The following is a 20863-nucleotide window of genomic DNA, read 5'->3' as shown; positions in this document are numbered from 1 at the left end:
CTACAGGGCAAATATCAATCCCCTGTAAGAGCAGCCGAAGGCTGCGATCTTTTTGCTTCACCCACACACTATCGGGTGACGACATCCTGCTCCAGCATCAACTCCTGCTTCCCCGCATCCAGCCGCACCAGCGCGCCCATTGGCAACGTCAGGTTCGGATCGCAATGCCCGCTGCGCCACCCCGACAACACCGGAATTCGTAAAGGCTCGAACGTCTGCTTGAGCAGGCGGTTCAGCGCTGCGACATCCACGCCGGCAATGTCCCCGACCAACACCCCCCGCAACTTCGCCAACTTGCCGGCCAGGCGCATCTGGGTCAGCAAGCGATCAATGCGATACAGCGGCTCGTTGATGTCCTCGATCAGCAGAATTACCCCCTCGACATCGATTTCGTAAGGCGTACCCAACGTCGCAGCGATCATCGCCAGATTACCGCCGAGCAATCGGCCGTGCGCGATACCAGGCTCGACAGTGGTCAACGGATACGCCACCGGATGGCTGAACACACTCCCCGCCTTCAATTGCCCACGCAGCATGGCGAAGAACGAAGTAACGGTCGGCGGCTCCTTGTCACCCAACAGGTCGGCGTTGAGCAGTGGCCCGTGAAAGGTCACAAATCCTGCGTATCGACTGATAGCCAGGTGCAGCGCGGTGATATCGCTGTAGCCGACGAACGGCTTGGCGTTGCGGCTCAGCAGGTCATAGTCGATGCGGTCGAGCAAGCGCGGCGTACCGTAACCGCCGCGCAGGCAAATGATCGCGTCGACCTCGGGATCAGCGAACGCTGCGTGCAGGTCACGCAGGCGTATATCGTCACTGCCGGCCAGATAGCCGTCCTTTTCATAAACACCGGGAAACACCTTCAGCCCATAACCACGGGCGCGCATCCATTGCAGCGCTTTCTCGGTGTCCAGAGCTCCGGGGCCCGCCGGCGCAATCACGCCGATCAACCCTTCCGAGGGCAGTGCAGGCACGGCTCTGTGTGGGCAAAGAGTATGGGTCGGTCGAACGGTCATCCTTGGATCTCCCTGTGAGTCATGCACACACAGTAGTCAGGAACGGCGGCAAACAGAAGAGGGTCGGCCACGCCGCAGGTTGCAGGAAAAATCAGCATCGAATGTAAGACGGGCAAAAAAATGCCCGCCGGGCGTTAAACCTCGGCGGGCAGTTTTTCATTCAGCGCCGGATCAGGAACCCAGCAGCTCAGCCTTGACCAACTTCGCTTGCTCGTCGGCATGGTACGAAGATCGTACCAGCGGGCCCGAGGCAACGTTCTTGAAGCCCATCTTGTAACCTTCCTCGGCGAACCAGGCGAAGGTGTCCGGGTGCACGAAACGCTGCACCGGCAAGTGGCTGCGCGAGGGCTGCAGGTACTGGCCCAGGGTCAGCATGTCGATGTCGTGTTCGCGCATGCGTTTCATGACTTCGATGACTTCGTCGTCGGTCTCGCCCAGACCCAGCATCAGGCCGGATTTGGTCGGAATGTGCGGCATCATCTGCTTGAAGCGTTGCAGCAGGGTCAGCGACCACTGGTAATCCGAACCCGGACGCGCAGCCTTGTACAGACGTGGCACGGTTTCCAGGTTGTGGTTGAACACATCCGGCGGCTCGGCGGCGGTGATTTCCAGGGCGACGTCCATGCGACCACGGTAGTCTGGAACCAGGGTTTCCAGCTGCACGTTCGGCGACAGTTTGCGGATTTCGCGGATGCAGTCGGCAAAGTGCTGGGCACCGCCGTCACGCAGGTCGTCGCGGTCAACCGAGGTGATCACCACGTACTTGAGCTTAAGGTCAGCGATGGCGATGGCCAGGCTTTCCGGCTCGTTGACGTCCAATGGCTTCGGACGGCCGTGGCCGACGTCGCAGAACGGGCAGCGACGGGTGCAGATGTCGCCCATGATCATGAAAGTCGCGGTGCCACCGGAGAAGCACTCGCCGAGGTTCGGGCAGGACGCTTCTTCGCAAACACTGTGCAGCTTGTGTTTGCGCAGCAGGCTCTTGATCCGGTCGACTTCCGGGGAAACCGGGATGCGCACACGAATCCAGTCAGGTTTCTTCGGCAGCTCGGTGGTCGGAATGATCTTTACCGGAATGCGTGCAACCTTCTCGGCGCCGCGCAGCTTGACGCCGGCTTCTACCTTGGGACGCGGGGCCGGGCGCTCGGTCACGTCGAGCGTCGGGATCATGGTTTGCACTGCATCAGTAGTCATATCAGTCGATTCCGCCCGTCAGGGTCGTCTGCTCAGCATAGTCGAGGTGTTTGACGAGCTGCGCACGCAGCCGGGCACTTACCTCGGCAAATTCAATCGATCCTGCGTGGTCGCTCAGCTGGGTCATCGCCAGCCCGGCGTAGCCGCAGGGATTAATCCGTCGAAACGGTTCCAGGTTCATATCCACGTTCAGGGCCAGGCCATGAAAGGAACAACCGTGGCGAATCCGCAAACCCAGAGAAGCGATTTTCGCTCCATCGACGTACACGCCGGGAGCGTCTGGCTTGGCCACTGCGGTCACCCCGTAGCTGGCCAGCAGTTCGATCAGGCAAAGCTCCATGCGGCTGACCAGATCACGCACGCCGAAACCCAGCTTGCGTACATCCAGCAGCAGGTAGGCCACCAACTGGCCGGGACCATGATAAGTCACCTGCCCGCCGCGATCGACCTGCACTACCGGGATATCGCCCGGTAGCAACAGGTGTTCGGCCTTGCCGGCCTGGCCCTGAGTGAACACCGGTGGGTGTTCGACGAGCCAGATTTCGTCGGCGGCATCGCTGCCGCGTTCGTTGGTAAAACGTTGCATGGCATGCCAGACCGGCTCGTAAGCCATCTGGCCGAGCTCACGAAAGCCCAGCGTGCCCGGCATCACAACACCATGTGCACGAAGCCGGTCGCCCGCAGTTCGCTGTTGATGTTGTACAGCTGATCCTGATCGGTCGCGACGATGTGCAACTGAATGGTGGTGTATTTGCCGTTGGTGCTTTGACGCTCGTCGATGCGTTCATCATTGATGGTCGCGTGTTTCTTGACGATGTCGATGATCTTGTCTTTGTTGCCAACGCCGGTATCGCTGATCACCTTAACGGGATAATCAACCTGGGGAAATTCGATCTTTGGCGCCTTTACTTCGGTATCGGTCATGGCGTAACGGCCTCTAGAGCGCAAGCCGTGGTAACGCACATGGCCCCGCACCGGATCGGGGCGGGGCCATGCAGGTCAACACAAATCAGTTGAACAAGCCGTAGAAGAATAGACGGATGCTATCCCACATGCGGCGGAAGATACCACCCTCCTCGACGCCATCCAGAGCGATCAGGTCGGCGCTGTGCACGACCTTGTCTTCCAGTTTGACTTCGACTTTACCGATCACGTCGCCCTTGGCGATTGGCGCGGTCAGTTGCGGGTTCATGGTCATGCTCGCAGCGAGCTTCTTCAGCTGGCCTTTTGGCAGGGTCATGGTCAGGTCTTCAGCCAGGCCGGCCTTGACTTGATTGGTGGTGCCTTTCCACACCGGGGCCTGAGCCAGTTCGGTGCCCTTCTGATAGAAGGTCTGGGTTTCGAAGAAGCGGAAGCCGTAAGTCAGCAGCTTCTGGGTTTCAGCGGCGCGAGCCACTTCGCTGTTGGTGCCGAACACCACGGCGATCAGGCGCTGGCCGTCACGTACAGCCGAGGACACCATGCAGTAGCCGGCTTCATCGGTGTGACCGGTTTTCAGACCGTCGACGGTCTTGTCGCGCCACAGCAGCAGGTTGCGGTTAGGCTGCTTGATGCCGTTCCAGAAGAACTCTTTCTGCGAGTAGATCGCATAGTGAGCCGGGTCTTCGTGGATGATCGCACGGGCCAGGATCGCCATGTCGTGAGCCGACGAGTAGTGCTCAGGGTTTGGCAGACCGGTCGGGTTCATGAAGTGGGAATTGGTCATGCCCAGATCAGCGACTGTCTTGTTCATCAGGTCGGCGAACGCGTCTTCGCTGCCGGCGATGTGCTCGGACAGCGCGACGCTGGCGTCGTTGCCGGACTGGATGATGATGCCGTGCAGCAGGTCGCTGACAGTGACCTGCGAGCCGACTTTGATGAACATCCGCGAACCGCCGGTACGCCAGGCGTTTTCGCTGACGGTCACCGGATCGTTTTCACCGATCTGGCCACGACGGATTTCCAGGGTCGCGATGTACGCGGTCATCAGCTTGGTCAGGCTGGCCGGTGGCAGACGCTGGTCGCCATTGTTCTCGACCAGCACGTTGCCGCTGCTGGCATCCATCAGGACGTAGGCTTTGGCGGCCAGTTGCGGTGGCGACGGCATCATCTCGGCCGCGAAGGCGGCTGGCGAGAGGAGCAGCGGGACTAGCAGACACAGGCGTTTGGCAAAGGTGGTGATGTTCATCCGTCTCTCGAAATCGCTAATGGAAACTGTCCTTGCGGACAAAATTTAATCAGATGACTTTCTAACGAGCCATCGCGTGTTCAGTTGCTCACTCCAGTCACCCTTGCCGGGCTTTTGTTCTTCGACGAGCCAACAACCTGGTTCACCCCCCAATACTGCAAGTGAACCGTCAATCAAGTTCTACGTATTACTCGGTGACCACACTTGGCGAACCAAGGTTGGCCAGGCGCACGCTGTTCTGCACCTGGGCAATTTCACCCGGCGAGCCGATCGGCCCCAGTCGCACCCTGTGCAGGGTCTGCTGATTGCGCACGATCGAACTGATGAACACCGGAGCGCTCACCATCCCGCTGAGCTTCGACCTCAGGAGTTCTGCAGCGTCCGGGTTGGCGAACGCGCCCACCTGCAGATACTGGCCAGTTGCTGTTGCAGAAGCGTTTTTTTTTGCACTCATCGGCACGGGGACGGTGTCGGAGGCATGTTGCTGCGGCGGTGGCGTCCATTGCTCGACGGTGCCAGCCGAAGCCGTGATCACCGGAGCGCTGTTCTGCGCGACCTGTGGCTCGTTGAGCATCAACGGTGCCGGACGGCCCTTGGCGGCCCAGTATTGCTGCGGATCGATGCCTTCAACCTTGACGCGCGCAGTACCGGTTTCGGCGTAACCGAGTTTTTTCGCGGCGGCGTACGACAAGTCGATGATGCGATCGGAATAGAACGGCCCACGGTCGTTGACGCGCAGGATCACCGTGCGGTTGTTGTCCAGGTTGGTCACCCGAACGTAACTTGGCAGTGGCAATGTCTTGTGCGCGGCACTCATGCCGTACAGGTCGTAAACCTCGCCATTGGCGGTGTTCTGGCCGTGAAACTTGGTGCCATACCAGGACGCCGTGCCGGAGGCGACGTAGGTCTTGGATTCCTGCAACGGGAAGTAGGTTTTGCCCAGTACGGTGTACGGGTTGGCCTTGTACGGACCGGTGTGCAGGGTTGGTGTGGCATCAGGAATGCGCGAAACATCGACGTCCCACCACGGCGCGCCATCTTTGTGCGCGCGGTTGATATCCAGACCCGGCTGCGCTCGCACAGCGGTATTGGAGGTTTTCGGCGTCGGGGAACGGCTGGTCGTGCAACTGGCGACCAATACCGCCAACGCAGCGAATGCCACCAGCTTCAGGGGTTTATTGTTAGGCAATGCCCGCATTACTTGACGCCCCGTGCTTGTACCAGCTGTTCAGACAGTTGATGTACGGCCATGGCGTACATCACGCTGCGGTTATAACGCGTGATCGCGTAGAAATTCTTCAGGCCCATCCAGTATTCAGGGCCGTTGTCGCCTTCGAGGCGAAATGCAGTCACCGGCATATCATCGCGCAGCGCATCATGACTTGACCAGCCCAGCACCCGCAACTCTCCAACGGTTTTCGTCGGCTCGATGCCGGTGGTCAGGCCTTCATCAACCTGCTCGCCACGCACATCGGCACGGCTGACTACCGGCTCACCGGCAACCCAGCCATGACGTTTGAAATAGCTCGCTACGCTGCCAATCGCATCATCCGGGTTGTTCCAGATATTGATGTGGCCGTCACCGTCGAAATCCACCGCATACGCGCGAAAGCTGCTCGGCATGAACTGCGGCAGGCCCATGGCCCCGGCGTACGAGCCTTTGAGGGTCAATGGGTCGACCTGTTCTTCGCGCGCCAGCAGCAGGAACTCACGCAGTTCCTTGCGGAAAAATTCGGCACGGGGAGGATAGTCGAAACCGAGCGTCGACAAGGCATCGATCACCCGGTAATTACCGGTATTACGTCCGAAAAAGGTTTCAACGCCGATGATCGACACGATGACTTGTGCCGGTACGCCGTATTCCTGCTCGGCACGGGCCAGAGTGGCCTCGTGCTGACGCCAGAAATCCACACCACGGGCGATACGCGCGTCGGTGATGAACATCGGGCGGTATTCTTTCCACTGCTTCACGCGCTCGGCAGGTCTGGAAATGGCGTCGAGAATCGCCTGTTTACGCTGAGCCTCGCGGAACACCGCCATCAATTGCTCACCGGCGAAACCATAGTCGCGGGTCATTTCACCGACGAACTCGGCCACCTGAGGCGAGCCTTCGTATTCGCCAGCCAGCGCTTCCTGCACACTGCCCAGCAGGCCCATCAGGCCAACCAGCGGCGCGCATCGAGTCGCCCAGCCACGCATTACTTGCATTGAACTCTTCACCTTATTCAAACCTGTGCGATCCACTTGCGATGGGTATGGATCGACATCAAAACCCCAAACGCTGACAGCAGCGTCACCAGCGAAGTTCCTCCGTAGCTAATGAACGGCAACGGCACCCCTACGACCGGCAACAGGCCACTGACCATACCGATGTTGACGAAAACGTAAACAAAAAACGTCATGGTCAGCGCACCGGCGAGCAATTTGCCGAACAGCGTCTGGGCCTGAGCGGTGATCACCAGTCCTCGGCCGATCAGCAATAGATAGATCAGCAACAGCGCACAGATGCCCACCAGGCCGAACTCTTCGCCGAGTACGGCAATGATGAAGTCGGTGTGGCTTTCCGGCAGAAAATCCAGGTGTGACTGGGTGCCGAGTAGCCAGCCTTTGCCGAACACGCCGCCGGAACCGATCGCGGCTTTCGACTGAATGATGTTCCAGCCCGTGCCGAGCGGATCACTTTCCGGGTCGAGGAAGGTCAGGATTCGCTGCTTCTGGTAGTCGTGCATGATGAAAAACCACATCGCCACCGACACTGGAATCGCCGCCGCCAGCACGCTGAGAATCCAGCGCCAGCGCAGCCCGCCCATGAACAGCACGAACGCACCGCCCGCGAGAATCAGTAGCGAAGTACCGAGATCAGGCTGGCGGACGATCAGGATGAACGGCACGCCGATCAGCATCAAACTGATGCCGACGTGCTTGAGTTGCGGCGGCAACGTGCGTTTGGACAGATACCAGGCGATGGTCGCCGGCATCAGGATTTTCATGAACTCAGAGGGCTGGAAGCGGATCACTCCGGGGATGTTGATCCAGCGTGTGGCGCCCATGGCGTTGTGGCCCATGATGTCCACCACCAACAGCAGCACCACGCCGATCACATAACCAAGCGGCACCCAGCGCGCCATGAAACGCGGCTCGAACTGGGCGATGACGATCATCGACACCAGACCGATGCCGAACGAGGTCGCCTGTTTGGCCAGCAGGTCCCAGCTCTTGCCGCTCGCCGAATACAGCACGAACAGGCTGCCGGCGGCGAGGATCAGCAGCAGGATCAGCAACGGGCCATCGATATGCAGTCTTTGCAGCAGCGTCGCGCGGCGACGCATCACATCCTCACTGGAGAGCATGCGATCAAAGTTATTCATCACGGGCCGTAGCCTCCGCACTGATTGGGCTGGCGTATTCGGCCTTCAAACGTCCGTCCTGATCGAGCAGCCAGGCGTCCATGACCTGACGCACCACGGGTGCGGCAACGCCGGAACCGGACTCACCGTTCTCGACCATCACCGACACGACGATGCGCGGGTCATCGGCCGGAGCGAAACCGACGAACAAGGCGTGGTCGCGGTGACGCTCCTGAACCTTGGAGCGGTCGTACTTCTCGCCCTGCTTGATCGCGACGACCTGCGCCGTACCCGATTTGCCGGCGATACGGTATTGCGCGCCGATGGCCGCTTTGCGCGCGGTACCGCGAGCGCCGTGCATCACTTGCTGCATGCCGTGATTGACCTTGGTCCAGTCCGACGGATCACGCAGGACAATGTCCGGCATCGGATTCTCGTCCACCGGCTTCACCCCTTCGAGGGATTTGGCCAGGTGCGGGCGATTCCAGATGCCTTTGTTGGCGACCAGCGCAGTCGCCTGGGCGAGTTGCAGCGGAGTCGATTGCATGTAGCCCTGGCCGATTCCGAGGATCAGGGTTTCGCCGGGGAACCACGCCTGCTTGCGCGTCGCCCGCTTCCATTCACGGGACGGCATCAGGCCGGGGGATTCTTCGAACATGTCCAGCGAGACCTTCTGGCCGATGCCGAACTTGTTCATGTAGGCCGACAGCCGATCAATGCCGAGCTTGTGCGCCAGGTCATAGAAGTAGGTGTCGTTGGACCGCATGATCGCCGTGTCGAGGTCGACAAAGCCGTCGCCCGTGCGGTTCCAGTTACGGTATTTGTGATCGTAGTTGGGCAGCATGTAGTAGCCCGGGTCGAACACTCGACTGGACGCCGTCACCACACCGGAATCAAGACCGGCAATCGCCACCGCAGGCTTGATCGTCGAACCCGGCGGATACAGACCGCGCAGCACGCGGTTGAACAATGGCCGGTCGATGGAATCACGCAACTCGGCGTAGGCCTTGAAGCTGATGCCGGTGACGAACAGGTTCGGGTCAAAGCTCGGCTGACTGACCATCGCCAGCACCTCGCCGGTCTTTGGATCCAGCGCAACCACCGCGCCACGACGCCCGCCCAACGCTGCCTCGGCCGCTTCCTGCAACTTGATGTCCAGGCTCAGGACGATGTCCTTGCCGGGAATCGGATCGGTGCGCTTGAGCACTCGCAGTACGCGGCCACGGGCGTTGGTCTCGACTTCTTCGTAACCGACCTGACCGTGCAATTCCGGCTCGTAGAAACGCTCGATGCCGGTTTTGCCGATGTGATGGGTGCCGCTGTAATTGACCGGATCGAGGCTCTTCAGCTCTTTCTCGTTGATCCGCCCCATGTATCCCACCGAATGCGCGAAATGCGCGCCCTGCGGATAGTGACGAACCAATTGTGCAACCACTTCCACGCCCGGCAGGCGGAACTGATTCACCGCGATCCGGGCAATCTGCTCTTCGCTCAGCTCGAACAGGATCGGCACCGGCTCGAACGGCCGGCGCCCCTGACGCATGCGTTTTTCGAAGATAACCCGGTCTTCAGGCGTCAGCTCCAGCACTTCGACGATAACGTCGAGCACTTGCTGCCAGTCGCCGGAGCGCTCGCGGGTCATGCTCAGGCTGAAGCTCGGACGGTTGTCCGCCACCACCACGCCGTTGCGGTCGAAAATCAACCCACGGGTCGGCGGAATCGGCTGCACGTGGACGCGGTTGTTTTCCGAGAGCGTCGAGTGGTACTCGTACTGGATCACCTGCAAGTAATACAGCCGCGCGATCAGCACGCCGATCAGCAACATGATCGCAATGGCCCCGAACACGACGCGGCTACGCACCAGGCGTGCGTCCTTTTCGTGGTCCTTGATGCGGATCGGCTGAGACATGAGGGCTGGATTACTTGTGGTAAGGGTGACCGGACAGCACGGTCCAGGCACGATACAACTGTTCGCCGATCAGGATCCGCACCAGCGGGTGCGGCAACGTCAGCGGCGACAACGACCAACGCTGATCGGCCCGGGCACAGACTTCCGGCGCCAGCCCTTCCGGGCCACCAACCATGAAATTGACCGTGCGCGAATCCAGCCGCCAGCGATCAAGTTCGACCGCCAGCTGCTCGGTGCTCCAGGGTTTGCCATGGACTTCCAGCGTGACAATCCGCTCGTTCGGCCCGACCTTGGCCAGCATGGCTTCGCCTTCCTGGCGGATGAAACGGGCCACGTCGGCATTCTTGCCACGGGTATTGAGCGGTATTTCCACCAGTTCCAGCGCCAGCTCGGACGGAAGACGCTTGGCATATTCATGCCAGCCTTCTTCCACCCACTTGGGCATGCGTGAACCGACGGCGATCAGGCGCAGTCGCACAGCAATCCCTTACAGCTGGTCTTTGTTGAGCTTGGTGAAGTGCTCGTGGGTGTTTTCCGGGCTGTGGTGCTTGGCGTCGGCCGCACGGCTTTGCTCGGCACCGGCCCACAGGCGCTCCAGGTCGTAGAACTGACGTGCCGAGGCGGTCATCATGTGCACGATCACCAGGTCCAGGTCCAACAGCACCCAGTCGCTGTCGCCCTTGCCTTCTTCGCCCAGCGGCTTGGCGCCCTGCTTTTTGACTTCTTCGCGAACCTTGTCGAGCATCGCGTTGATCTGGCGGTTGGACGTACCGGTAGCGATGATCATGTAGTCAGTGATGCTCTGCTTGTCGCGGACATCAATGATCTGGATATCTTGCGCCTTGACGTCTTCCAGTGCCGCTTCGGCAAGCTTGACCAGCTGATCGCCAGTCAGTGGCTCATTGGTGTTGATCGGCTCAGGCAGCGGAGCGCTCTTGAATGTACCTTTGCGCTTAACTTTCTTTTCGTTGTCAGTCATATAAAACTCGTTTTGCTCATATATTCGGCGGCTTGGCGATACGTGGATTCGTATCAGTGAAGCACGCCTTGCTCAGTTCGACGCACGGTACAGACCGTGCGCATCGATGTAGGCCAGGACCGCGTCGGGCACCAGGAAACGTACCGACTTACCGCTGGCCAGCAGTTGACGGATCTGGGTGGCGGAAACCGCGAGCGGTGTCTGCCAGACGAATGCAATCTGTCCGCTCGGCCCTTTCAGGGCCAGCGGGTCGCTCACCGAACGCGCTGCCAGCAGGTTGCGCAAGGCATCCGGCGGTTCGCTGTCGGCGTCCGGGCGCTGTAGCACCAGGATGTGGCAATGCTGGAGCAACTCTTCCCAGCGGTGCCAAGTGGGCAGGCCGCAAAATGCGTCCCAGCCCAAAAGCAGAAAAACCTGGGTCTCGGCGGGCATTTCAGCCCGCATCGACTCCAGGGTATCAATGGTCCAGGACGGTTTGTCCCGCTGCAATTCGCGGGCGTCCACCACCAGCGGCGGCATTCCGGCCACCGCACACTCGACCATCGCCAGCCGATCCTGCGCCGACACCTGCGGCGTACCGCGATGGGGCGGGCGCGCGTTCGGCATCAGGCGCAACTCGTCGAGCGCCAGCGCTTCGGCGACTTCCAGCCCACCGCGCAGATGACCGATGTGCACCGGATCGAACGTGCCGCCCAGAACGCCAATGCGCCGAGGGCGGGACTCGCTGCCGGGTGCCGGCGCTGTCAGGTCGAGGTCGGTCAAGTCAGACCGTCGCCTGGCCGCGCAACTGGCCATCACCGACCACGACGTACTTCTCGCAAGTCAGTCCTTCGAGGCCCACCGGGCCGCGGGCGTGCAGCTTATCAGTAGAAATGCCGATCTCGGCACCCAATCCGTATTCAAATCCATCGGCGAAACAGGTCGGGGTGTTGATCATCACCGACGCCGAGTCGACTTCCGCGACAAACCGACGGGTGTCGGCGAGGTTTTCGCTGACAATCGAGTCGGTGTGATGGGAGCCGTAATGGTTGATGTGTTCAATGGCCTGATCCAGACCGTCGACCACGCGAATTGACAAAATCGGCGCCAGATACTCGGTGCTCCAGTCGTCTTCGCTGGCGGCAACGGCGTCGATGATCGCCCGCGTACGTTCGCAACCACGCAGTTCGACGCCTTTTTCGCGGAACTGGGCGGCCATCGACGGCAGGAAATCCTTGGCAACAGTTTGATCGACCAGCAACGTCTCCATCGCACCGCAAATACCGTAGCGATAAGTCTTGGCATTGAACGCAATGCGTTGGGCTTTCGGCAAGTCGGCATGGGCACTGACGTAAACGTGGCAGATGCCGTCCAGATGCTTGATCACCGGCACACGGGCATCGCGACTGATGCGTTCGATCAGGCCACGGCCACCGCGCGGCACGACCACATCGACGTACTCGGGCATGGTGATCATCGCGCCAACGGCGGCACGGTCAGTGGTTTCGACCACTTGCACCACGGCGGCGGGCAATTCGGCCTCGGCCAGACCGCGTTGAATGCACGCGGCAATCGCCCGGTTGGAATGAATCGCCTCGGAGCCGCCGCGCAGGATGGTCGCGTTGCCGGACTTCAGGCACAGGCTCGCGGCATCGATGGTCACGTTTGGCCGGGATTCGTAGATGATCCCGATCACGCCCAGCGGCACACGCATCTTGCCAACCTGAATCCCCGACGGACGGAAGCTCATGTCGCGGATCGCACCAACCGGGTCCGGCAGTGCAGCGACCTGACGCAGACCGACGATCATGCCGTCGATACGCGCCGGGGTCAGTTCCAGACGCTCCAGCAATGCCGGTTCCAGACCATTGGCGCGGCCGGCAGCCAGATCCTGCTCATTGGCGGCGGCTAGCTCGGCACGCGCGGCGTCCAGGGCATTGGCAGCAGCCTGCAAGGCGCGGTTTTTCTGCGCGGTGCTGGCACGGCCGATGACCCGGGAGGCTTCACGGGCGGCGCGACCCAATCGGGTCATGTAGTCAAGAACGGACTCAGTCATGGTCTGCTGGGGTCTTGGCAAAGAGGAAAGCGGCAGATTATAGCTGTCGCGTCCCGGGACTAACAGCGGTGACGGGCGGATGGTCGAAATGAACGCGGATTCGCCGGTGTTCAGGCCCAATTAAGCCACGCGTTGTTATCATCACGACCTCCTGAGCCTGGATAATCATTGCCTGCCATGTCCGATCTGACCGTTCGCAACCGCGCCGAACGCCTGCCGCTGGGGCTGCCCGACGCCTTTTTCGACCGAGATGCGCAAGTGCTGGCGCAGGACCTGCTCGGCAAAGTCATCCGGCACCGGGTTGGCGATCTGTGGCTGAGCGCGCGAATCATCGAAACCGAAGCCTATTACTGTGCCGAAAAAGGCAGCCATGCCTCGTTGGGCTACACAGAAAAACGTAAGGCTTTGTTTCTGGATGGCGGCCACATCTATATGTATTACGCCCGAGGCGGTGATTCGCTGAACTTCAGCGCGCAGGGGCCGGGCAATGCGGTACTGATCAAATCCGCCTATCCGTGGGTCGATGAAGTCAGCGGGCCGGCGAGTCTGGCGCAAATGCTGCTGAACAATCCCGACGCACAGGGACGTGCGCGTCCTTCGCAAAAACTCTGCGCCGGGCAAACCCTCTTGTGCAAAGCGTTGGGACTGAAAGTGCCAGTGTGGGACGCCAAGCGTTTCGATCATGAAGTCCTTCTGGTAGAAGACACCGGACCAGCACCTTCGCACATCATTCAAACCACCCGCCTGGGCATTCCCCGCGGCCGCGACGAACACCTGATGTACCGCTTTGTCGACGCAAACCATGCGCAATGGTGCACGCGGAACCCGCTGCGACGCGGTCAGGTCGAAGGCCGGGATTATTTCTTGCTGTAACCCCCACAGGGTTAATCAACGATTGGAGTTTTTCTGTATGGGCCCATGGCTCGATAGCGTTACCGGGTGGCTGGCGGCGAATCCACAATGGCTGGCTGTGGCGGTGTTCATTGTTGCCTTTGTGGAGTGCCTGGCGATTGCCGGTTTGATCGTGCCGGGCACCGTGCTGCTGTTTGCCGTCGCCGTACTGGCCGGCAGCGGCGCTCTTTCGCTGAGCGAGACGCTGTTGCTGGGTTTCCTCGGCGGGATTCTCGGCGATGCCGTTTCGTACTTCCTCGGCCGCCATTTCCACCAGAACATTCGACGCCTGCCGGGGCTACGGCATCATCCGGAATGGATGGCCGGTGCCGAGTCGTATTTCCAGCGCTACGGCATCGCCAGTCTATTGGTCGGCCGCTTCATCGGGCCGTTGCGGCCAATGCTGCCCATGGTCGCCGGCATGTGCGACATGCCCTTCCCGCGTTTCGCCGCTGTCAGCCTGCTGGCGGCTGCCGGCTGGAGTCTGGCCTATTTGCTGCCGGGCTGGGCCACCGGCGCGGCCTTCCGCCTGCCATTGCCAGAAGGGTTCTGGCTGGAAGCCGGGATTGTCGCCGGCAGCATCGCCGTGATGGTCGGCCTCAGCGTCAACAGCAGCCTGCGCCGGCACCGCCGCGCGACGATCTGGATCAGCAGCATGAGCCTGTTGATTCTGATTGGCCTGTTCATCGGCTACCCGTACCTGACCGCGCTCGATCAAGGCGTAATGACGCTGGTGCAGGAACATCGCCAGCCAATGCTGGATGAAATTGCGGTCACGCTGACCCTGGTCGGCGAGTTCCGCAACATGCTGTTGTTCAGCGCCCTGCTGACCGGTCTGTTGCTGCTGTGCCGGCAATGGCGCCAGGCGATCTTCGTCGGCGGCACGCTCCTGGTGACCGCACTGGCCAACACCGGAACCAAATATTTCTTTGCCCGGGTGCGCCCGGAAGTGCTGACCGATCCATTGACCACCTACAGCATGCCCAGTGGCCATGCCTCAGGTTCGTTCGCGCTGTTTCTGACCCTGGCAGTACTCGCCGGCCGTGGCCAGCCGCCACGCATGCGCCTGACCTGGTTGCTGATCGCCTGTATTCCGGCTCTTTCCATCGCACTGTCGCGGGTCTATCTGGGGGCTCACTGGCCAACCGACGTATTGGCCGGCGCTATGCTCGCCGCCTGTGTCTGCGCTGCCGCCCTGTGGCTGAGTCAACGCAAAACCGCACTCAATCCCATGCCGTACAAGATCTGGTGGTTGATCTTGCCGGCCATGTTGGCGCTGTTTGGCTTTTTCGTCCTCAGGCATCTGCCTCATACGCTGTTGCGTTACGCCTATTGAACGAGGCAATACACAAGGCTTATTTCCTTCGCGCTGCTCTTTTAAGAAACTTCCGACATGAGCGGCGCACTTCTCCCATTCAAACTTTCTCGCAGCCGGTAAAACTTCCCGCCTGACCAACCGACAACTTCATACATTTAAAAGACGCCATAACAAAAGTTACACTTCCAACAAGAATTAGAACAACAATAACTTTCGCCACGCCGAAAATGCGCTAGATTAAATTCACAAACATTAAAACCCGTCAAACTCACCCCTTCAACTTCAATTCGACGGGCCGCATTGCTGTTACAAAAATTTCACCACTTACATCAGGCTTTTAAACTCTTTAATATTATTTCGAGCATTCCATGAGTCCGAAGATTCCCCGCAAACCGCCCCTGTCTTCCTCGCAACAACCTGATCCGGTCTCCCTACACCATCAGCACGTTGCTCCGGGCGTTCCGCCAGCCTACCGATTGCCGGGTTTTGCGCACCCATCGGATCCCGCTCGCCCCACCGGCACGCATTCAACTTCGCAGAGCATCACTCCCCCCTCCGTGGTCATTCATGCCATGCCGACGCAAAATCCGGCCCATCTCGCGAATGACGGTTCGGTGGAAAGCTACTGGCTTTCCGATGAATTTCTGGTAGGCATGCGACCGGCTGACGACAACGGTTTCCGCTGGATCGTCAATCGCCAGTTTGTCGACGTCGAATATGCAGGTGGCCTGCAAACCACCCACGTCGGCCTTGATGAAGCGGGCCACTATCGAAGCAAGTCGCTGTTCGAACGCGTGCCGTCCGGCCCGCGGCTTTACAAAAACGAAGGCCAGGCGACCTGGCGCCTGACAGAACGCCCCTCAGAGCCCGCGCTATCGACAAAGCGCCCCGCCCTGCCAACGGCCGAGCACTCCGGTCTTGCTCCCGTTGCCAAGCGACCGCGCCCCGCCCCCGCCTATCTCAACCAAAGCCATTACGCGGCAACACCGCGCTCACCGGACCCTCAGGGCTATTACGAACTCAAACCGTCTCTCGATCGCCACAGCGCCGACATACAATTTGCCTTCAGGGATCAATTCGGCAACTGGGTTCAAGTCGATCCACCCGCCGCCGGATTCGGCGCACAACACGCCCTGTTAAAGCACTGGACCGATCACGAGATCTGGCAGACATACGGCATTCATGGCCAGGAGATCGCGCGGTTTCGAGCTGACGCCCAGGCACTTGGCAAACCGCCACAGTGGGTCGAATCCGTGACCACGAACAATCCGCTCACCGATTTGCTGGGCGACTCCCTGCGCTGGCTACATCCAGACATGAATCTCCAGCAGCGCGAAACCCTACTGCAGTCCTACAACTTGCTGCCGAGTCAATTGACGCGCTTGCGAGATGACCTGCTCAGCGAACTGGCCATCCCGCAATGGGCTCAGAAACACAAGCACCTGACAGAGAACCTCGATAACCCGCAGCGTCTGGAGCAACTGAGTCGGGATGCGAGCGAAGAACTCAATCTCGAACGCGGTGCTCAACATGACTGGTACAACCCCAAAACCAGCATGACCCCTGAAGTGCTCGAAGCACTGCTGAATAAACTCGGTTATCAGCGCAACCAGAACAATTGCCTGTACCGCACGGACGTGCCGGCCCTGTTCCGCGGTGATGATCGTACGCCTTTCGAACTCGCCAATGACGAGGCGATGCTCCCGCGCTACCACCACGAACCCGGCGCGACGACTCACAAACCGATGAGCGCCACCTTCAGCCTGAATGAAGGTCAGGTGTATGCCCGGGCACCCGACCCCGAGTACTTGCGCTTCAACAGCCAGACCAACAAGCACCCGGGAGGGGACGTTGACGGCCAGGCCACAGACAGCGATGCCAGTGACACGCCAAGTACCTCGTCTTCCGAGTGGTCCGAAGCCACAAGCCCGATCCCGTGGGATCACGATCGTCACTACGAGTCCACACGTACGCGCCAGACAGTCATGTTTCTGTATGCGCTCGACACCCGCCGTCTTGAGGTGGTCCCCCATGAAGAAAACATTCGCTTCAACTCAGCGGCCCGCGATACCTCCACGACCTGGTTTCCCTCCGATGATTTCGAAGGGCTGATTTCGGTCACCCGAAGCGGGCTGAATGCCGACCGCGTCTGGCTATTGAACACCGCCCTGACCAAAGGGGTGAAAGTCGACGACATCAGGTACCAGGCCGGAGATCGCGCTGAACGGATCGAGGCCGCCACCCATGCCGGGCACGCCAACAAATTCGAATACGACCTGCTGATCGACCAGGTCGAGGCCGCAGGCAAGCCCGTGCTCAGACTGTCCGGCAACGGCAACGAATTCGCCTACGACATCACTTGGCCCGAAACGGACCAACCGCCAACTCAAGGCCAGTGATACGCAGGTAAGGACACCGGACCCATGGGCTTTACATTAAAGGATTAATGACATGTCAAAAATCATCTCCCCACCTATGCAGATTGCCAACGTCAGCCCCATTCAGGTCGTGCCTCTCGACGTTTCGGCCAATCCTCATACACCGCTGGCGAGCACGCTCCACGACGTCACGCCGTCAGACGACGCTGACGCCCCCTATCGACGCACGCTCAAATCCCTCGACAAGCATTTCGGGCGGCTACGTTTCGGCGAAATACTGACCAGCCGCGTCGAACTTCAGGCATTGGGCGCCACGGTCCATGGCCAGCCCATCAGCCCTGCGAACGCAGGCATGCAAACACCGGATCAAACATTTCTCGACGGGCTCAATTTCGAGGAGACCAGAGTCAAGGACCGACTCCGTTCGGCGCATACCCCGGACAGCGACACCCCGGCCATGCTGTTCTTCGAGATCGCCTTGATGCGTTCGGTAGACGCCCCTCCTCTGTTCATCAGCGATACACCGCAGGCTCCAGGCAGCGCGATGGATCGCATGAATCAGTTGGGCAAGGCCGCGCAGAAACTGGATATCCACCGTGCCGACTCTTTCGAAAACGCCCCTGGCTGGATCAGTAAAAACAAAAGCTATCTGATGAGCGGCGCAGGCGTAGGCATGCAGGCATTCGGCATCTACAGCGGCTACAGGGCAATGATCGACGCGATCAGACAAGGCGATGCGCTGGAAGCGATTTTCCAGGGAGGTTCGATCGCTGCCGAATTCGGCTCATTGATCATCGAACGAGGCCTGACCAAGACCGGTGAGGCGATGCTCACGAATGGCGCGACCGCGTTCAAGTATTTCCCGCTGACTTCGGTAGGCAAATACATGAGCCGGGGCGCCGGATTGTTCGCCAGCGTGATCACCCTTCCGTTCGACATCATCGATGCGGTCAAATCGTTCAACGCCGCCGCTGCAGCGCAAGGTAAAGAAGCTCAGGATCACTATGTCAGTGGTGGCCTGAGCGTCGCCGGCGCAGGTATCAGCCTGGTGCTGGGCATCGCTGCACTGGCAGGCTTCGGCAGTACCGCCGGGCCGCTCGGCCTTGCCGCCGCCGGTTTGCTCATCGCCGCCTCGGTGATTTACCAGGCCGCAAGGGTGGTGGATGACATTGATGATTACATTGAACTGACTTTCCACGAACGCTTGCGCTCTGGCTGGTTCGCCTTCACCCGCCAGGACCTGGACACGCAAGTCATGGATCGCTTCAAGCTTTCCAAAGGCTTTATTGATCACGAGAAGCAGCTGGAACTGTCTGCTAAGGACCTGCTTGAAGGCGCCTACAAAAACGCCATCGAGCACGTAGTGAATGGCATTTTCAGCGTCGAATTGAAGTCGGTTGAACTGTGGCGCTATCAATGGAATGAAAGCACCGGCGAGAAGCCGTTCAAACTCGACAGTCAGGCGGTCATCGTCGGCGGTGACGACATCGTGGATGCCAGTAATGGCTTGCCCGCCGATCTCAAAGGCAAGGTCAGTGGTAGTGCAGGCGATGACAAAGGTGTGTTCTGGCGCCTCGGGGATGGAAATGACCGGGTCGTCGGCGTCAAGGCCAAAACCAACCTCTTCACCTACCGCGAAGGACACAAAGCGCTGACCGGGGGCGACAGGAACGATGCGTTTCATCAGGAGATCAACGAACAGGCTTTGAATCTTGCTACCCCACCGGCTCATCTCAATGTGCTGGATGGTGGCGGCGGCTCAGACACCCTGGCCTTTGAAGGCATTCGCCCGCGTTCTGATACTCGTCACATTGGCCACGACATCAATCTGCAAACGGGCCGAGTGGCTTTGCGAGGAATTGATCTCGCTGCTGATGCGGTGGAAGTCGCACACCTCACCTCGTTTGAAAACGTCTCGACATTGCACAAGGGGACGAGCCGGGTCATCGGGACTGATGAGGCCAACCGGATTGCCGCCAACGGTTACGACCGCATCAACACCGGCGCCGGTGACGACACCATTGCCATCTACGGAACTGACTGCCGGGTTGAGGGCGGGGCCGGCACAGATCGGTACTACATTGCCAACACCAATGCACGGACGACGATTGTCGAGGATGGCGAGCAGTCGAGCCTGGTCGAGTTCGGTTGGCCAATGGAGGTCATTCAGCAATGGGAGATCGTCGGCACCTCGTTGATCGTGCGCTCCTTGCGCGACGAAGATGGCAGAGATCCCGAACATGTCCTGACCATCGAAAATGTCTACCAATGGATCGAGAACAAACGCCACCTGAGGAACGGCCAGTGGCGATTCATGACGGAGGACGGTTATGAGCTGATGGCGCTGCTGCCAGCGCAACCGGACGACACGGTGAATCAACGCATCGAGATGGCAATAACCGTCAGTGGTCAGGCCGCCCTGCCCCCCCAAATCGTCAACGACGGCACCGTCATCATTGCCGCAGAAGGGTTGAAGCGGCATTTCGTGTCACGCACTGAGCGCAATGTCGAGTTTGTGGCCAAGCGCAATACACCTGAAACCTCCAGAAACGTTTACCTGGATTTCACGGATTCGGAAATTGTCGACGTCGTCGTCAGCTATGAGGTCGAAGTGCGCAAAGGCGTTTCGGGTTACACCTACCTGATTTATAAAGACATCGATCTTTCAATCCGGCTGCCGGAAAAAGTCGTGGCATTCAAAGGGGTGATCCAGCCAATCGCTGCCGCTACGGGCTACGGCGGGAGAAACAGCCTGAAAGTCACCACTGCACACCTTGCACAAAACATCGCCCTGATCCTGCAGGATGAAGTTTCATACCGACTTCAAGTGCCCGACCTGGACTACGAAGACGATGTAAAAAATCCCGGCCGCAGGGTACGTCGCACCCGCAGTTGCCTGATAAAGCGCAATGGCAGATATCTGTTTACCCGACCACAACCCGGCGAGAAGACTCCGCTTCCGGCGTATAACAGCACCGTTGTGATCGACGCCAGGCCTCATACCGGCATTTATCTGCTCGAAGGAAAAGGTGCCACTTACGACATCCACCTTGCGAGCAACTCGATCATTCGCCTCTCCACTCCCGGCGCAACGGCAAAAACAAGCAATGCGTCTACCTGGAATCTTTTCAGCCATACGCTGAAAGAAACCGTGTCACGCAACGACATTCAGTTGAACGCCAACCACTTGCGAGTCGCCAGCGTCACAATTGAATTGCCCGATATCGAAGACGACGTGCCGGTGGAGTTCATCAGCGTAGCAACTTCATCCGGCAACACTTATGAGGTTTCCCTGCTGTTTGAAGTGTTTCAGCTTTACGTCATAGACGCCCGCAGTCATGCCAGCGTCGAGGCGCTTCTGGCCGAGATCACTGCACACCAGCAACGGAACGAACTAGCGGCAGTCGTTTATGTCACCCACATCGCTTCGACGTCTGGAGAAAGCGGCACAGTGCTTTACAACTCGAAGAGGAAGTATTGGGGGCGTGTTGGCGATCCGGCAGCGCGAATCAAACCCGAAGACCTGCTGATCGAAGCGGCCGTCACTCTCTGAACATTTTCAGCCAATGATCAACAAGCCCGGACGATGCTACTCATTGTCCGGGTGCGTGCATCACTCAGCCAAGGAA

Annotated in this window: 17 protein-coding genes; 4 read left to right on the top strand and 13 right to left on the bottom strand. The window is 59.6% G+C overall.

The window, feature by feature from the left end; all coding sequences use genetic code 11:
* Positions 1–68: 68 nt before the first annotated feature.
* The 13 genes from PMI23_RS02925 to PMI23_RS02865 all read right to left on the bottom strand — a co-directional run bounded on the left by PMI23_RS02925 (position 69) and on the right by PMI23_RS02865 (position 12647).
* Positions 69–1016: a S66 peptidase family protein gene (locus tag PMI23_RS02925; protein WP_007909609.1), complete on the bottom strand. Its 948-nt coding sequence runs from the start codon at positions 1014–1016 to the stop codon at positions 69–71.
* 171 nt (positions 1017–1187) lie between these two features.
* A complete protein-coding gene (gene lipA / locus PMI23_RS02920) occupies positions 1188–2186 on the bottom strand; it encodes a lipoyl synthase (protein WP_162130178.1) in 999 nt (332 codons plus the stop codon).
* A gap of 25 nt (positions 2187–2211) precedes the next feature.
* Complete coding sequence (lipB, locus tag PMI23_RS02915; RefSeq protein WP_007909605.1) at positions 2212–2859, bottom strand: lipoyl(octanoyl) transferase LipB; 648 nt, start codon at positions 2857–2859, stop codon at positions 2212–2214.
* Positions 2859–3134, bottom strand: coding sequence for a DUF493 domain-containing protein (locus PMI23_RS02910; RefSeq protein WP_007909603.1), 276 nt, complete (start codon positions 3132–3134; stop codon positions 2859–2861). Before PMI23_RS02910 ends, lipB begins: the two co-directional genes overlap by 1 nt.
* Before the next feature lie 85 nt (positions 3135–3219).
* Positions 3220–4377: a D-alanyl-D-alanine carboxypeptidase family protein gene (locus PMI23_RS02905; protein WP_007909601.1), complete on the bottom strand. Its 1158-nt coding sequence runs from the start codon at positions 4375–4377 to the stop codon at positions 3220–3222.
* A 187-nt stretch (positions 4378–4564) separates the two neighbouring features.
* Positions 4565–5575, bottom strand: a complete 1011-nt coding sequence (locus PMI23_RS02900) for a septal ring lytic transglycosylase RlpA family protein (RefSeq protein WP_007909599.1) — start codon at positions 5573–5575, stop codon at positions 4565–4567.
* Positions 5575–6585: a lytic murein transglycosylase B gene (mltB, locus tag PMI23_RS02895; protein ID WP_007909597.1), complete on the bottom strand. Its 1011-nt coding sequence runs from the start codon at positions 6583–6585 to the stop codon at positions 5575–5577. Before mltB ends, PMI23_RS02900 begins: the two co-directional genes overlap by 1 nt.
* A gap of 17 nt (positions 6586–6602) precedes the next feature.
* A complete protein-coding gene (rodA, locus tag PMI23_RS02890; RefSeq protein ID WP_042704880.1) occupies positions 6603–7706 on the bottom strand; it encodes a rod shape-determining protein RodA in 1104 nt (367 codons plus the stop codon).
* A 31-nt stretch (positions 7707–7737) separates the two neighbouring features.
* Entirely contained in the window at positions 7738–9633 is a 1896-nt protein-coding gene (gene mrdA, locus PMI23_RS02885) for a penicillin-binding protein 2 (protein WP_007909593.1), read from the bottom strand.
* A gap of 10 nt (positions 9634–9643) precedes the next feature.
* Positions 9644–10111, bottom strand: a complete 468-nt coding sequence (rlmH, locus tag PMI23_RS02880) for a 23S rRNA (pseudouridine(1915)-N(3))-methyltransferase RlmH (protein ID WP_003185785.1) — start codon at positions 10109–10111, stop codon at positions 9644–9646.
* A gap of 9 nt (positions 10112–10120) precedes the next feature.
* Complete coding sequence (gene rsfS / locus PMI23_RS02875) at positions 10121–10612, bottom strand: ribosome silencing factor (protein ID WP_007909591.1); 492 nt, start codon at positions 10610–10612, stop codon at positions 10121–10123.
* Positions 10613–10684: 72 nt separating this feature from the next.
* Positions 10685–11407, bottom strand: a complete 723-nt coding sequence (gene nadD / locus PMI23_RS02870; protein WP_007909589.1) for a nicotinate-nucleotide adenylyltransferase — start codon at positions 11405–11407, stop codon at positions 10685–10687.
* On the bottom strand, positions 11376–12647 hold the full coding sequence (locus tag PMI23_RS02865) for a glutamate-5-semialdehyde dehydrogenase (protein ID WP_007909588.1): 1272 nt from the start codon (positions 12645–12647) through the stop codon (positions 11376–11378). Before PMI23_RS02865 ends, nadD begins: the two co-directional genes overlap by 32 nt.
* Positions 12648–12824: 177 nt before the next feature.
* Here PMI23_RS02865 and PMI23_RS02860 point away from each other — a divergent pair, with 177 nt between their 5' ends.
* The 4 genes from PMI23_RS02860 (at position 12825) to PMI23_RS02845 (ending at position 20787) form a co-directional block, all read left to right on the top strand.
* Positions 12825–13520 carry a DNA-3-methyladenine glycosylase gene (locus tag PMI23_RS02860; protein WP_007909587.1) on the top strand — a complete coding sequence of 232 codons (696 nt, stop codon included), beginning with the start codon at positions 12825–12827 and terminating at the stop codon, positions 13518–13520.
* A 37-nt stretch (positions 13521–13557) separates the two neighbouring features.
* Positions 13558–14874 (top strand): bifunctional DedA family/phosphatase PAP2 family protein, encoded by a 1317-nt coding sequence (locus PMI23_RS02855; protein ID WP_007909586.1) that lies wholly within the window; start codon positions 13558–13560, stop codon positions 14872–14874.
* Between the two features lie 350 nt (positions 14875–15224).
* Positions 15225–17255: a hypothetical protein gene (locus PMI23_RS02850; protein WP_007909585.1), complete on the top strand. Its 2031-nt coding sequence runs from the start codon at positions 15225–15227 to the stop codon at positions 17253–17255.
* A gap of 52 nt (positions 17256–17307) precedes the next feature.
* Complete coding sequence (locus PMI23_RS02845) at positions 17308–20787, top strand: calcium-binding protein (RefSeq protein ID WP_007909584.1); 3480 nt, start codon at positions 17308–17310, stop codon at positions 20785–20787.
* The last annotated feature ends 76 nt before the right edge of the window (positions 20788–20863 follow it).

The organism is Pseudomonas sp. GM24, assembly GCF_000282235.1.
Lineage (GTDB): Bacteria > Pseudomonadota > Gammaproteobacteria > Pseudomonadales > Pseudomonadaceae > Aquipseudomonas.
The sequence above is the reverse complement of the archived record's forward strand: the minus strand, read 5'-3'. Positions and strand labels throughout refer to the sequence as shown.